Here is a 14,177-nt window from a genome sequence, read left to right as displayed (position 1 = left end):
TTTTTTGCAGACTAAAAAGCTTCTAAATTCAATAGGATAAGTTTCTAGCTCAAGAAGCTTTGTGCAATATTTATTTAATTATTAATATTGTTTACTTTTTTAGATTTTTATATTTACTTATATGTCTAAAACTTTATTCTAAGAAACGACGTTTATAACCAGTTAGCTTGTATGAGTAGCGAGAAAACGACAGAATTGCCACTCTGGTTACAAGATAGAGATATAGTCATTGCTCATGATGAAGAAGTACAGTGGCGAGAAGGAAAACGCCCGGATTATTCATACACCAATGAATTTCTTCATCAAGAGAGTAAATTTCAACATCCTGAAGGTTCTTTAGAAGCGATCGCTCAAAACTTAGTCCGCACTTTTGAGATGGAAGCTTCTAATAAATCTAATCCTCAACAGTGGCTTTCGATTGTTACTGATAAGTTTAAAATGAGTACCAATGGGGGACAACAATTCACTGCTCAGGATGTTGCAGATGAAGGTACTTATAACCTGTTTTTGGGTAAAACTGAGCAATATGACTCTGAAACAGAAACCTTTGAATCTTCATTTCAAGTTTTTCATACAGCCTTTCCTAATGGCTTCCTTTGGGAATTAACAGAAGTCCTTTCGGGGCCGCCTAATGTTACTTTTAAGTGGCGACATTGGGGAACATTTAATGGTTCTTATAAGGATTATGTACCCACAGGTGAAACAATAGAAATCGTCGGAGTTAGTATTGCTCGCGTCACTGAGGATTTGAAGATTGAGTCTTTAGAGCATTATTTTGATAATAATGTCTTTCTTCAGAAATTAACGGCAGGTGGTTGTCCTTTCCATTCTCAAAATCAGTATATATAGTGTGCGTTACGCCGTAGGCTAATACCATTTCACTAAAACCCTGATACATATAGATTTTGCATAGGGGCACAACATGTTGTGCCCCTACCAACCTATTTGTATCATAATTAAAAAACGCACCTTGAATTGTTGACGGCGCGTTGCAGCAATCTGATTCGCCTAACTCACGATTGCAGCGATCGCCCACCCATCCACTGTTATCGTAAACAATATTAGGAATTAATTACCAAGGCAGATGACTATTACTGTCAACCTGATTCAAGCAACTGCCAAAACATTACGACATTAGTGAGTAATATTACAATATTAGTCACCAAACATTACAACATCAGTCAGCAACATAACAGAATAGTTTGGCAGCTAATGTACCAGTAAATTTATTGCTTGCCTTGGTTAAAAACAAGAAGTGGACTCCCGAACAGGGACTAGCTTACGCCCTGCAAAACCCAAACCCACAGAATAAAGTCAACTCGCTGACAAAACTAGTTAATTATTTGCCACCAAATCTTCAAGAACTGGCACTGCAAAAAGCCCTTGCTGCTGCCAGGGCGATTCAGGATGAGTATCATCGTGCCAATGCCTTGAGAGCCTTAGCACAGGAACTGCCACCAGAGTTATTGCCAGAAGCCCTTGCTGCTGCCAGGGCGATTCAGGATGAGTATCATCGTGCCAATGCCTTGAGAGCCTTAGCACAGAAACTGCCACCAGAGTTATTGCCAGAAGCCCTTGCTGCTGCCAGGGCGATTCAGGATGAGTATCATCGTGCCAATGCCTTGAGAGCCTTAGCGCAGAAACTGCCACCAGAGTTATTGCCAGAAGCCCTTGCTGCTGCCAGGGCGATTCAGGATGAGTCTTTTCGTGCCGATACCTTGAGTGCCTTAGTACAGGAACTGCCACCAGAGTTATTGCCAGAAGCCCTTACTGCTGCCAGGGCGGTTCAGTTTAATTTGTTTCGTGCCGATACCTTGAGTGCCTTAGCTGACAAACTGCCAGAGATATTGCCAGAAGCCCTTGCTGCTGCCAGGGCGATTCAGGATAAGTATGATCGTGCCAATGCCTTGAGTGCCTTGGCTTCCGGTTTGTCAAAAATGCCATCCACCGAACTTTTTCCCCTTTGGCAAGATACACTTCATCAACTATCTCTTCGGACTCGCCCTGATTTGCTGCAAGATATTAAGGCATTGTTTCCAGTTATCTTTGCATTAGGTGGTGAAGCAGCAACGGCAGAACTTGCCCGTGCAATTGTGGATGTAGCGCGATGGTGGCGGTAATTTAACAGAGATTTACAATGCCCCTCATTCAAGAATTGCTATAAAAAATAAACCATAAATTTCAGTTGAATGTACATTACTACCCAGAAAGAGGAATTTAGCTATGCTTACATTAATGCGATCGCTCATGGTATTACTTGCACAGTACTAACTGCTGTGACTGGAGGTGTAAACCCAGCGAGTTTACCCAACTTCTGGGGTACAAAGTCCGTTTCTTTGCTACCTTGAACCTCCGATAAATAGCAATCTCGCACCGCCAACAACAAGCCTTTGATGGCATCTTGTCTACCTGTTTTGACTAACTCATCTGCCTTTTTGAAAAAATGCGATCGCCATTTGCCATCGTTATTGCCATACAATTCGATTAAATACCACCCTGCAAGATACTCAGCTAAAGGGTCAAGACAAAAACGGATTCTGTCTTTAGCAGAACCGATAGTTTGAATCAGGTGCAAACGTTTTTCCAGATAATTGAGGTGTGCTTCGGGGTCATCAATACCCAAATTTGCTAATGCAACAATAGCATCTGCACGCTTGGCGGTTCCTGGCTGATAACTTTGTTGCAAGCATTCCCAAGCGATGGTTTTAGCAATTTGATGAACAGTGCGGTCATCAAATTGATTGTCTGTAACATCACGATTGAGTTCATTGATATAACCCAGCATCAAATTCGGAATATTCTCTGGCAACGCAGAAATATTAGATGTAACGTCTTTACTGGCGATTAACTGTTCAGCATAAAGTTTAGCCAGCAAAACAGTGATGTTATTTTGACCTACCATGAGAGAAAGGCGGTTGCAAGCGTCAAAAAATTCCTGATCGGTAAAGCGATCGCGTTTACCTCGCTGCATGAGATAAGCTTCCATAAAGGACGATAGTTTATTCGCCTCAATCCGCAGAGGTTTAATTATCGTCTTATTAACCCGCCCCAGCTTTTCCTCAATTCGGGAAGTAATCACCAAGGCATTCACCGGGAACTCTGGCGACTCCGGCTCAATTGCTTCTCGTGTAGTGGCATTCATTTCTGAGAATCGGTCTACAATTACTAGAATGCGTTTCTTTCTTAACAAACGTAACAGTAATTCTTGACAAATCGGCTCTGGTTCATCAATTAAAGCTTGCAACTGTCCTCTGATGGCTTCTAAAAGCGGTGACTTAACTTCAGTTACCCGAAATTCTTCTTCCAAAAGCACAGGTAACATCAAATGTTTGCAGAGTTGTTGATCTTCATCCTCAGCCATTGCCCACCCAGCTATTCGACACGCTAAACTGGTTTTACCTACACCTCCTTCCCCACCAATTACTAGAAAGCTACGTTGTTTCTCGAAAGTTGAGCGCAAATTCTGATTCATCAGTTGAGGAACTGTTGTACCATCCAGAACAACGGGAATGGGAATGTAACAGGCGCGACTGCTAACTGTATCCTTTTTGGGAAATTGTTCGCGGGCTGCTTTGATATATTTAGCTACCCACGCATCTAATACTCTGGGATGGTAATGAAACCAGCCAACAAATAGCACATATCGCAGAGGTACATTAACGCTGATAAATGGGAGAGAAAAATCTGTGTAGGGTTTGAGGGCGTTGTTAATTTTCAACAACCATAAAGGGGCTACCCGCAAGAGAATTAACCAAATAGAAGGCAATAAAATAATGTAAGCGGCAATTCCCAAAAGTAATTTATGCTTAAATAGCGATTCCAGAACTCTATCAAAAAGGCGAGTTTCTTTTTCTGCTTTCAAGGCATTGAGAGGGCGACGTATCAGCCTAATGTCCGTTTCTGTGAATTTATCTTTGTATTTTTGTATAGTTGTCAATACCTCTTCAAAGTCTGAGATGACTTTCTGTAACTTGGAGGTAGGTAAAGCATTTGCCTTGTCCTGAAAGCCTGCCGCTATTCCTCCTAAACCTTTGATAGCACCTAAACGCACGTAGAACTGGTTATCATTCAACAGGGCAATTAAATTCGGGACAGAAGATACTGCTTCTGTACCCATTGCACCCAAAGCATAGGCAGAATTGTAACGTACAGTGGGGTTCTTATCTTTTAAGGCAGCAGTTAATACTGGGACAGCGACTTTCGCTTCTACACCAATTTTTCTGAGTGCAGAAGGAACATAAATGCGAACGAATTGCTCCTTGTCTTGTAATGCGGCCATCAACGATGGAACTGCTGCTTTGGCTGCTGTACCAATATTTCCTAAAGCTAAGGTGGCGTACAGGCGGACTTGTCCATCTTCATCCTGCAATGCCGCACTTAAGGCTGAAACTGCTGGTGCTGCTTCTGCACCCAAATCTCCTAAAACCGAAGCCGCGTGCCAGCGAAGATTACTATCTTGATTTTTCAAAGCTTCAATCAGAGACGGCACTACTGGGGAACCGATATTAACTAATGCATCTGCTGCAAGGCTTCTGATGTGGGCATCGTTATCTATCAGCTTCTCAATTAGGGGAGCAATTTTGCTGTCAGTAGTGATTTGTGCCCAACTATTGCTTGTGCATAGTAGGAACAGTGTCAGGCATAAGACAACTACCTTGAGCGCACTAAGTAATACTTGTCTGGTATGCTTTGTCATTGAATCGGATTGAATCACCCGATGAACAACTCCAGTCAGAGAAACTATACCTAAGATTGTAATCTAACTGTCAATGTGGGTTAGCGATGTCTACGACGGGCTACGCCTACGCACTGGTTGCCCCGCTTTGATCAAGCTTGATTAGCATTGTCAAATTTTAAACCCATAACAGCGATAAAGTCCATGAGCATCTTTTGTGCCTTGACGAAACACCTTGGTACGAGGAAGATAAATATCGATGGTGATGGGTAGCAATTACAAAATACAATTGCGGTTTACCACATCGTTAGTCGTCGTCAGGAAAGACTATTATGCCTGAACGCTTACGGCATTTGTGGGATGGTTAGTTACCGATCGAGAAAGCAATGCTGTTAGAATCTAGATAAGAATATTAATTATATAGAGCTAGAAAATATGTACATCAAAATTAAACCAGAACTAGAGCAATTTATTCAAGCACAGCTTGCAAGTGGGAGATTTACTAATGCAGATGATGTCATCAATGAAGCCTTTAAACTGTTACAAGAAAGAGAGCAGCGACTTGAAGAATTACAGCAGAAAATTGCTGTGGGAACTGAACAAATTGCTAAGGGGCAAGTAACTGATGGCGAAGTTGTATTTGCTAGATTACAAGAAAAAATTCGTCTAATTGCTGAGGAGTCTGCTGGATGAGTAATTATTCATTTTCAGATGCAGCAATTCGAGATTTAGATGAAATTTGTGAATATATTGCTCGGAGTAGCCCAAAAGCAGCTAGTAAGCTTTTTGATGACATTCGCTCCAAATGTAAACTAGTAGCGAGTTTCCCCAATATGGGAAAAAGTTATGGAAGGCTTATACGAAATCTGCGCGGTTTTGTTGTGGATGATTACATTATATTTTACTATCCAATGGAAGACGGAATTAGTATTACTCGTGTTGCCAGTGGTTATCGAGATTTAGAATCTTTGTTCGTAGATTAATAATTAAACTGTAACTATGTTTTTGGTTTAGTACTTATCGCTCTATTCAGGCGTATAAAACTAACTTAATACAATACAAACCCGATACAGGTATATAAAAGCCAAGCATATATAATATTTTAAAATACTTTAATTATGGAATTAGCATGAAAATTCACATATTAAGTGATTTGCATCTTGAATTTAAACCCTTTAATACTCCTGATATAAATGCGGATATTGTTGTTTTAGCTGGAGATATTGATTTAAGAGAAAGAGGAATTAAATGGGCAATTCAAAACATCCCCAATAAACCAGTGATATATGTATTAGGTAATCATGAATACTATGGAAGTGCTTATCCAAGGCTTGTTGAGAAGCTGAAAGATTATTCATTAGGAACTAATGTTCATGTTCTAGAGAATGATTTAGTTACTATTGAAGGTGTAAATTTTTTAGGTTGTACTTTATGGACTGATTTTAAACTGTTTGGTGAGCCACGGATGGCAGGTGTAGAAGCTAGTCAAATTATGAACGATTATAAGAAAATTAGATTAAGTCCTCAATACTCAAAGTTAAGAACTATTGACACAGCGCTAATTTGTAAAAAATCAGTTAATTGGTTAAAAAATACATTATCTGGCTTGTCTGGTAAAACTGTAATTATCAGTCATCATGCTCCTAGTGTAAAGTCTATACCTTTTCAATATAAAGAAGATATTTTAAGTGCTGCTTATGCTTCAAATCTTGATACCTTAGTTGAGGAATCTGGAGCATTATTATGGATTCATGGCCACATTCACAATCAATTAGATTATCAAATAGGTTTGACTCGCGTTATTTGTAATCCGCGTGGTTATCCAGATGAACCAAATAATTACTTTAATCCCGGATTATCAGTGGAAATTTAATAAATAGTTCAGGAGGCAGGAAAAACCCGCTTTCTACCTCAATACAGTTCAGTTAAAATGATGAAATTACTGAACCATTAGCAGGATAACAGAGGCTATATTCAGCATTCAAGGATATGGGTGCATCTATCATTGATTATGAATCAGTCTACAACCAAATCTTGGCAAGAAGTCCTCACTGCTTTTAAAAAAATCTGGGGTTATGAAGATTTCCGTCCACCACAGGGAGAAATTGTCAGCAGTTTATTGGCACAGAAAGATGCGCTGATTATTATGCCCACAGGTGGCGGTAAGTCGATTTGTTTTCAACTTCCCGCACTGCTACAAACAGGATTAACTTTGGTAGTTTCGCCCTTGGTGGCGTTGATGGAAAACCAAGTACAGGAACTACGAGAAAGCCACCAAAAAGCAGCACTTTTGCATAGTGAATTATCTTCATCTCAACGCCGTGCAACTCTGCAAGCTTTAGAACGTCAACAGCTAAGATTACTTTATTTATCGCCCGAAACTTTGCTAAGTGTCCCAGTGTGGGAAAGATTATGCCACCCGCAATTGCAAATTAATGGTTTGATTTTAGATGAAGCTCATTGTTTAGTGCAGTGGGGTGATACTTTTCGCCCAGCTTATCGCAGATTAGGGGCGGTGCGTCCGGCATTGCTCAAATCAAAACCAGCAGGAACAAAAATTAGCATCGCCGCTTTTACTGCTACTGCCGACCCCTCAGCCCAAAAAATTATTCAAACAGTTTTACAATTACAGCAACCAGAGATTTTCCGCTTGAATCCTTACCGTCCGAACTTGCATCCCAGCGTTCGCATCGCTTGGACACCACGGGGTAGGAAACAACAATTATTAAAGTTTATTCAAAATAGACCGCAACAATCGGGGTTAGTTTATGTTCGCACTCGGAGAGATAGCGAAGATTTAGCCCAATGGTTAGCAGAGATGGGTTACGCTACAGCTAGTTATCATGCGGGATTGGGTGCAACAGAACGCCGTGAAGTAGAAGCAAGCTGGTTAAGTGGCAAAATCCCCTTTGTTGTGTGTACCTGTGCGTTTGGTATGGGGATAAATAAAAGTGACGTTCGCTGGGTGGCCCACTTTCACGCGCCACATTTGTTATCTGAATATGTGCAAGAAATTGGCCGCGCTGGAAGGGATGGCAAACCAGCCAAAGCGTTGACATTGGTAAGTGAACCTACGGGGTGGTTAGATTCAGGGGATAAGCAAAGACAGGAGTTTTTTCAAGAACAAATGCGATCGCAACAACAAATAGCGCAGCAACTTGTGAAAAAATTACCAAAGCAGGGAGAAGTGAATGCAGTAACTCGACAATTTCCCGAAGGTGCAACGGCGCTAGCTTTACTCCATAGCAACGGTCAGCTAAACTGGCTTGATCCTTTCCATTACAGTATTGGGCAAAAAGCGGGGAATCAGCCACCGACGCAATTACACGCTGCAAAACAGATGCAGCAATATCTAACAACTAAGCAGTGTCGTTGGCAGTTTTTGTTAAATGCCTTTGGTTTTGACAAAGAAGCAGCTAACCTGCGTTGCGGACATTGCGACAATTGCCGTCAATGAGTATCAAAGACTCATCGCCGAGTATAAAAGACTCATTCACGAGTATCAAGGACTCGTCGTCGAGTATAAAAGACTCATTCACGAGTATCAAAGACTCATCGCCGAATATAAAAGACTCATTTACGAGTATTACTCCTTTGCTGCTTGTTCGCCGTCAGGTGTTCCCGCTAGAATACGTGGATTTTTTTTAATAACTGCGATCGCGCAGCGTCTTGTTAGAGAAAGATGCAAAAGAAAAGATAAATAATTTTATAGCGGGACAGGGAGTAAGTTAAAACTTTTTATCTTTGCCCTGCTCTGCTACATATTCTCCAGCTAGGTTCATCCAATAGGATGAATTGTCATTTTCACCACCAAGTGACAATAGGGTAGTCAAGTAGAGGATAAAAATATGTCATCTGCTCAAGCGCCCTCCCTACCACCGTTGATTCCGCGCGAAATTCTGTTTGGGAATCCCGAAAAAACTAGCCCACAACTCTCCCCTGATGGCAAGTACTTGGCATATATCGCCCCCGATGAAAAAAATGTCTTGCAGGTATGGTTGCGAACTATAGGACAAGAAGACGATCAGATACTAACTGCCGACAAAAAGCGCGGTATCCGCATTTTTTTCTGGACTTATAACGCCGACCAGTTGATTTATATGCAAGACTCGGATGGCGACGAGAACTTTCACCTACACTTGGTTAATATTCACTCCAAAATTGTGCGTGACTTAACGCCATTCCAGGGTGTAAAAGCAGAACTTGTGGAACTGGAACCGAAATTTCCAGATCAAGTGCTGGTAGCGTTGAACTTGAACAATCCTCAAAAGTTTGACGTTTACCGCATCAACCTTAAAAATGGTGCGGTTGAGTTTGACACCGATAACCCCGGTAATATTATCAGCTGGACATCTGACGCTGATTTTCAAATACGTGCAGCGACAGCTAGCACACCCGATGGTGGTTACGATTTGTTATTGCAGAAACCAGATAAACAGTGGGAAATTCTTCGCCACTGGGGAGCTGAAGAAGAAGGGAATTCTGTTAGCTTCTCAGATGATGGTAAAACCCTTTATATTCAAGGGAATCACGATACTAATGCCAAACGTCTGCTAGCTGTTGACTTAGATAGCCGTCAAGAAACTGTCATTGCTGAAGATGAACAGTATGATGTTGTGGGGATAATTATTCACCCATTGACGCGAGTTATCCAAGCAGTTTCTTTCTACAAAGATAAACAGGAATGGCAGGTAATCGATCGCAGTATCGCCGCAGATTTTGAGGAAATCGCTAAGGTGCGTCCTGGAGAATTCTCTATAATTAGCCGTGACTTGGAAGATAAAACTTGGGCTTTAGCTTATAGAACTGACGATGGCCCAGTTTATTACTATGCCTACAACCGAGAGTCCAAAACTAGCACTTTCCTCTTTAGTAACCAACCCAAACTCGAAACGTTGCAGTTAGCTTCAATGCAACCGATTTCTTACGAAGCGCGGGATGGCTTAACTATCCACAGTTACCTGACAACCCCTGTAGGAATACCTACGCAGAATCTCCCAACAGTACTGCTGGTTCACGGCGGCCCTTGGGCGCGAGATACTTGGGGTTTCTCTCCCACAACGCAATGGCTCGCTAACCGGGGTTATGCCGTTCTGCAAGTGAACTTTCGCGGTTCCACTGGCTACGGTAAAGCATTTTTGAATGCTGGGAATCGGGAATGGGCTGGCAAAATGCACGATGACTTGATTGACAGCGTTAACTGGCTGGTGGAACAAGGCATTTCCGATCCGCAAAAGATTGCGATTATGGGCGGTTCTTATGGAGGTTACGCCACTCTGGTAGGATTAACTTTTACACCAGAACTCTTTGCAGCTGGTGTGGATATTGTCGGGCCGAGTAACCTAATAACTTTGATAGAAACTATACCGCCCTATTGGGAACCATTGAAGGCAATGCTTTATCATCGCGTTGGTAATTTAGAGACAGAAGAGGAGTTTCTGAAATCGCGATCGCCTTTATTTTTTGCTGACCGGATTCAAAAACCTTTACTCATCGGTCAAGGTGCAAACGATCCACGAGTGAAACAATCAGAAAGCGATCAAATTGTCAACGCCATGCAGCAAGCTGGTTTACCTGTGCAATATGCACTTTACACAGATGAAGGACATGGTTTTGCTAGACCAGAAAATCGCTTGCATTTCTTTGCGATCGCAGAAGAGTTTCTCGCCAAATACTTAGGTGGTAGATTTGAACCTTTGGGAGATATTCAAGGTCATTCGGGAATAGTTAAATAAAGTTTCAAAATGGTGGTTAGTGTCATTCACCAACCACCTTTTGGCGGCAAATATTTGAGAAACTTAGATTTCGCACGCTCCCACATCTGCTCAGACAATACGTGCCCCTGGTTTTCCTCAATGAAGTAGGTAAAACTGTCTTCAGCCTTACACTTATAATAAGCCTTCTCAATCTTCTCCATAGCCTTCCTGACCTCAATAACCGGACTGTGTTTATCCTCGCTGCCAAAATTGAGGTGTAGAGGACGAGGAGCAATCAGTGCCGCAATGTCCGGTGTATCACTGTATTGGTTCAAACCAGGAATAAAGATACCAAATCCAGCAAGACGACGAGTGCTATGAATGGCAGAGTAGGTTGGTAGAGCGCAGTTTCCCACAAGACACTTGAGCCGTGTTTCCCAAGGGCCGACAAGCCATGTGAAAATCGAGCCAAGGGAATGACCATAGCAACCGATCGCGTCAGCATTCACATCGGGTCGCGAACACAAGTAGTCGATAGCTCTGTGCATATCGAGTATGTATTTCCATGCAAGGCACTTGCCGTTAACGAGATATTGCAAGAAGGCAAAGCGCTCAAAATCACCTCCTCGAAGAATCGAGTCCTGTCGTTCCTCAAAGCACAGGGCGTCTGGACAAAGCACAACATACCCTTCGCGTGCCAGAGCAACACCTGTGAATTGTGTCGGGTCGCCTATAAGACCGGCAGGCTCACTCTTACCGAGCGCCCAATTATTATTATGCTGATGCCAGACAGCGATCGCTGGAGCAGGTGATTTGGGAGTCACACTATCCGGTACAAGAACAAATGCAGGTACACGCTCTCCGGGTTCGACCTGATATGTTACTTTGTCAATTCGATATCCCTCACGAGCTATTGAGTCTTCCAACCGGGGATCGAGCGGACAAGGTTCGGGCCACTCGCCTCCCAAGCATCTGAGAAGATTTCGGCGAAAGTCTTCTGATACGTTCATTTGGGGTAAAATCACACATCATAACTGGCATTGTCTCTAGTTTACCAACAGTTCTGGTCAGCAGCAGAATGGTTTGCCAGACTAGAAAATCGCTTAATTGAGGGATGCGATCGCAAAAAACTTTCTCGCCAAATACTTAGATGGGAGATTGTAACCTACTTTGATGTTCAGACTCTTCTTTTTGCAAGAGAAAATCGAGATAATCTTGTAATTGTAATAGCCTCGCTCCAGATAGCTGGCGTAACTTGGCTAATATTATTTCTTCTTGCTGCCACTCGGCAATGGAAATAATTTGAGATGCTGGTACTTCGATCGTCACATGGGGCAAATCAAACCCTTCCAGACTATACCCGTCCTCTTTCCCTTCAGGCATGGGGTAATGTTCCACAATTGTTGCAACATTCCCGCGTTTCAGGTTGTATTCTGGTAAGTCCTGCGCTAAAGCAACTTGGGAGAATAGAGGGTGTTGTACCTTCATGAGTTGGCTCCTTGATCTGGCGCTTTCGTCTGCTTTTTAACCAAATTGCTTTATCCAGCTTTGAGTACTTGCTCTGTGGTTAGCTGTAATTCTGGGAAAATAGTAGAAGCGATCGCACTGTTTACTGTAAATTTGGTTTCTTCATAAAACCCGTCAACTAATATCAGTACGGTAACTGTATTTATTTGTGGATCGACAATCCAATATTCAGCAATTCCTCTGGCTGCATACTCGGAACGTTTGTAGCGATAGTCCCGATCTTCGTTAGCTTTGCCAGGAGAAACAACTTCGACAACTAATGCTGGAGGAGGCATATCCAAGGTGATTGTAGATAGCGTTGCACCTTCTAAGGCTGTTACAAGTTCATCCGTCAGTACAACTAAGTCAGGAATGCGAGTTGTCGCACGAGAACCAGCAACAACAATTTCAACTTTATTACTTAACCGATTAACGGGAACGAACTTGAGAAAATCAACCAGCAAAAATAGAGATATTTGGACATTTTTTGGGCTTTCAGGTGGCATGAAAATTAACTCACCTGCCACCAGTTCATACTGGTTATCCATGCCATCGTCATACTTCAAATATTCCTCAAGTGTTAGACGTTTGCCAGCGATCGCAGTCATTGAATTATTCAATCCTAAATCCAAAATTAATCAGTAGGAAAATTTTAAAACAGCACCTACAATTCAGTAAACTTCTTCATGAGTGCCGATATCAATTAGCAAAATTTCCTCTTACCCAGATTCTATATTTTGCACGAAGTTAAAGACAATGCGACAATCATAGTCGACTGAACACGCCCAAGCTCCAGACAGTTTGCCTTTAAGTTTATGAGTCTGCAATAATGGATCAAATGGATCGGCGGTTAGTAGTGCTAACAGCTCTCCAATCTGACTTTTCCCGTTAAGTCTCTTTTGCAAGCTGCCAACCCTCACAGAGGTCGTGTAATTTTAACCAACCTCGCCACAGTACCTGGATACCAATAGGTGTTTTACTTCGATGTTCTAAGTAGCCGCCAAGACGAGCTACAGCTTCAACAGCCCAGCTAACTGTTAGCACTTTGGGGAGTTTGGGAGACTTAGCTTTTAAAATCTTGAGTTCAAGGGGATTAAGAATTTCAATGGCAGGGGCTAAGGGCTGAGTGCGGTGGAGATAAGTTAAGCGCAAAAGCTCAACAGCTATTACGCTAAAAAAACCAATGAGGGTCTTCATCCCATCAGCAGCAAGCCTATATTTTTCTACCTGACATCCAGACTTAAAAATTTTATGGTATTCTTCAACACGCCAACGATAAGTATACCAGCGTAAAACTGTAGAAGCCATCTGGACATCTGCAATAACTTCCGTAGTCAACAACATCCACTCCACAAGTGTTTCACCATCTGGGCAATCAATCTCAGTGGCATAAACAGCATATACGGGTAGAGGCTCACGGTTATCAAAACGATAGGGAGTACGGAGATTGACCGGACAAAATCGCACAGCCAGCTTGGTTTTACGGGCAGAACGCTGTCCAGTCTGGGGTAATTCGATTTCCTGTTCAAAACTGGTAGGTTGTGCAAGGAGTTTTGACCAAAGACGCTCGGCTCTCGGAATCTAAACTGCGGTTATGAGCCGCGCGAATAAGAACTCCGGTGTGCTGGAGTTGGCGAACTTTATCGAAAACTTCTGTGATATCACCTTCTCGGTCGAAAACATGAATCACTTGCGTGTGCTTACTCACAAGGTTTTCTATAGTGGTGAGCGCTTCTACCCACCTGTAAGATTCTTTCTGTTCAAAGGGACGGTTTCGGGCTTCTTTACGTGCTGCTGCTTGCCGTTTTTTCTTCTGTGTTGGAGTTTCATCTTTTGGCGGTTTCTGTTTTGCTTCTCGATTCCAAAGTTTTTGCCACAACAGACCAAGGGACTGGCCTTTGTCCGATTCTATGGCTAAAGCACTGTGTAATATTAAACCGTTACCTCCCTTACCAATTGGGCCGTAACCTTCTTTTTTAGCCTCAATACTGCCATAATCAAAAAAAGTCGTGTCTCCAACACACAGCACTACGTCGCACTCTGCAACAGTTTCCGCAGTCATTTGGCAATGCGGCTCAATCACGCTGGGAAATTGCACTTTTGGATTAGCAAAAACTCATAAGCCCTTTTAAGTACGGTTCCATTACTGAAAACTTCCGACAGCGCTTTGCCGAATCCCAAACTTAGAGCATACCCGATTGACATTGCACGCTCATTCAATCGGCGATCGCCTAGAGATATGGTTGCAAAATTCTTTTCCCACCAGTCCAGCATTGCTTGTTACCTTTAGCACCCAATTT

12 protein-coding genes and 1 pseudogene are annotated in these 14,177 nt (G+C 42.4%); 7 read left to right on the top strand and 6 right to left on the bottom strand.

The genetic code is table 11. The annotated features are described in order from the left end of the window. Positions 1-171: 171 nt before the first annotated feature. Both FBB35_RS14045 and FBB35_RS14040 read left to right on the top strand, forming a co-directional pair. A complete protein-coding gene (locus FBB35_RS14045) occupies positions 172-849 on the top strand; it encodes a SnoaL-like polyketide cyclase (protein WP_174710126.1) in 678 nt (225 codons plus the stop codon). A 353-nt stretch (positions 850-1,202) separates the two neighbouring features. Further along, a complete protein-coding gene (locus FBB35_RS14040) occupies positions 1,203-2,120 on the top strand; it encodes a hypothetical protein (protein ID WP_174710125.1) in 918 nt (305 codons plus the stop codon). 125 nt (positions 2,121-2,245) lie between these two features. Here the strand turns inward: FBB35_RS14040 and FBB35_RS14035 are convergent, their stop codons facing one another. Then, a complete protein-coding gene (locus FBB35_RS14035) occupies positions 2,246-4,696 on the bottom strand; it encodes a HEAT repeat domain-containing protein (protein WP_174710124.1) in 2,451 nt (816 codons plus the stop codon). Between the two features lie 414 nt (positions 4,697-5,110). On the opposite strand from FBB35_RS14035, the gene FBB35_RS14030 reads away from it, so the two are divergent. The 5 genes from FBB35_RS14030 to FBB35_RS14010 all read left to right on the top strand — a co-directional run bounded on the left by FBB35_RS14030 (position 5,111) and on the right by FBB35_RS14010 (position 10,410). Then, on the top strand, positions 5,111-5,368 hold the full coding sequence (locus FBB35_RS14030) for a type II toxin-antitoxin system ParD family antitoxin (protein WP_174710123.1): 258 nt from the start codon (positions 5,111-5,113) through the stop codon (positions 5,366-5,368). Continuing rightward, positions 5,365-5,658 (top strand): type II toxin-antitoxin system RelE/ParE family toxin, encoded by a 294-nt coding sequence (locus tag FBB35_RS14025; protein WP_174710122.1) that lies wholly within the window; start codon positions 5,365-5,367, stop codon positions 5,656-5,658. Before FBB35_RS14030 ends, FBB35_RS14025 begins: the two co-directional genes overlap by 4 nt. Positions 5,659-5,804: 146 nt before the next feature. Next, the gene (locus FBB35_RS14020) at positions 5,805-6,548 is read left to right on the top strand and encodes a metallophosphoesterase (protein WP_174710121.1); all 744 of its coding nucleotides are present in this window, start codon (positions 5,805-5,807) and stop codon (positions 6,546-6,548) included. 138 nt (positions 6,549-6,686) lie between these two features. Beyond that, positions 6,687-8,132: an ATP-dependent DNA helicase RecQ gene (locus FBB35_RS14015; RefSeq protein WP_174710120.1), complete on the top strand. Its 1,446-nt coding sequence runs from the start codon at positions 6,687-6,689 to the stop codon at positions 8,130-8,132. Positions 8,133-8,523: 391 nt separating this feature from the next. Continuing rightward, on the top strand, positions 8,524-10,410 hold the full coding sequence (locus FBB35_RS14010) for a S9 family peptidase (RefSeq protein ID WP_174710119.1): 1,887 nt from the start codon (positions 8,524-8,526) through the stop codon (positions 10,408-10,410). A gap of 26 nt (positions 10,411-10,436) precedes the next feature. Here FBB35_RS14010 and FBB35_RS14005 read toward each other — a convergent pair whose 3' ends face one another. From FBB35_RS14005 to FBB35_RS13985, 5 genes and pseudogenes are all read right to left on the bottom strand, one after another. After that, a complete protein-coding gene (locus FBB35_RS14005; protein WP_174710118.1) occupies positions 10,437-11,381 on the bottom strand; it encodes a dienelactone hydrolase family protein in 945 nt (314 codons plus the stop codon). Between the two features lie 136 nt (positions 11,382-11,517). Continuing rightward, positions 11,518-11,859 (bottom strand): DUF4926 domain-containing protein, encoded by a 342-nt coding sequence (locus FBB35_RS14000; RefSeq protein WP_174710117.1) that lies wholly within the window; start codon positions 11,857-11,859, stop codon positions 11,518-11,520. Between the two features lie 50 nt (positions 11,860-11,909). Then, positions 11,910-12,485, bottom strand: a complete 576-nt coding sequence (locus tag FBB35_RS13995; protein ID WP_174713646.1) for a Uma2 family endonuclease — start codon at positions 12,483-12,485, stop codon at positions 11,910-11,912. A 280-nt stretch (positions 12,486-12,765) separates the two neighbouring features. Then, positions 12,766-13,939: pseudogene (locus FBB35_RS13990) on the bottom strand (IS4 family transposase). Positions 13,940-13,956: 17 nt separating this feature from the next. Continuing rightward, positions 13,957-14,151, bottom strand: coding sequence for a transposase DNA-binding-containing protein (locus tag FBB35_RS13985; protein ID WP_174709492.1), 195 nt, complete (start codon positions 14,149-14,151; stop codon positions 13,957-13,959). Between the last annotated feature and the right edge of the window lie 26 nt (positions 14,152-14,177).

Source organism: Nostoc sp. TCL240-02 (genome assembly GCF_013343235.1).
Taxonomy (GTDB): Bacteria; Cyanobacteriota; Cyanobacteriia; order Cyanobacteriales; family Nostocaceae; genus Nostoc.
Note: the sequence above shows the minus strand (reverse complement) of the source record. Positions and strands in the feature narration are given on the sequence as shown.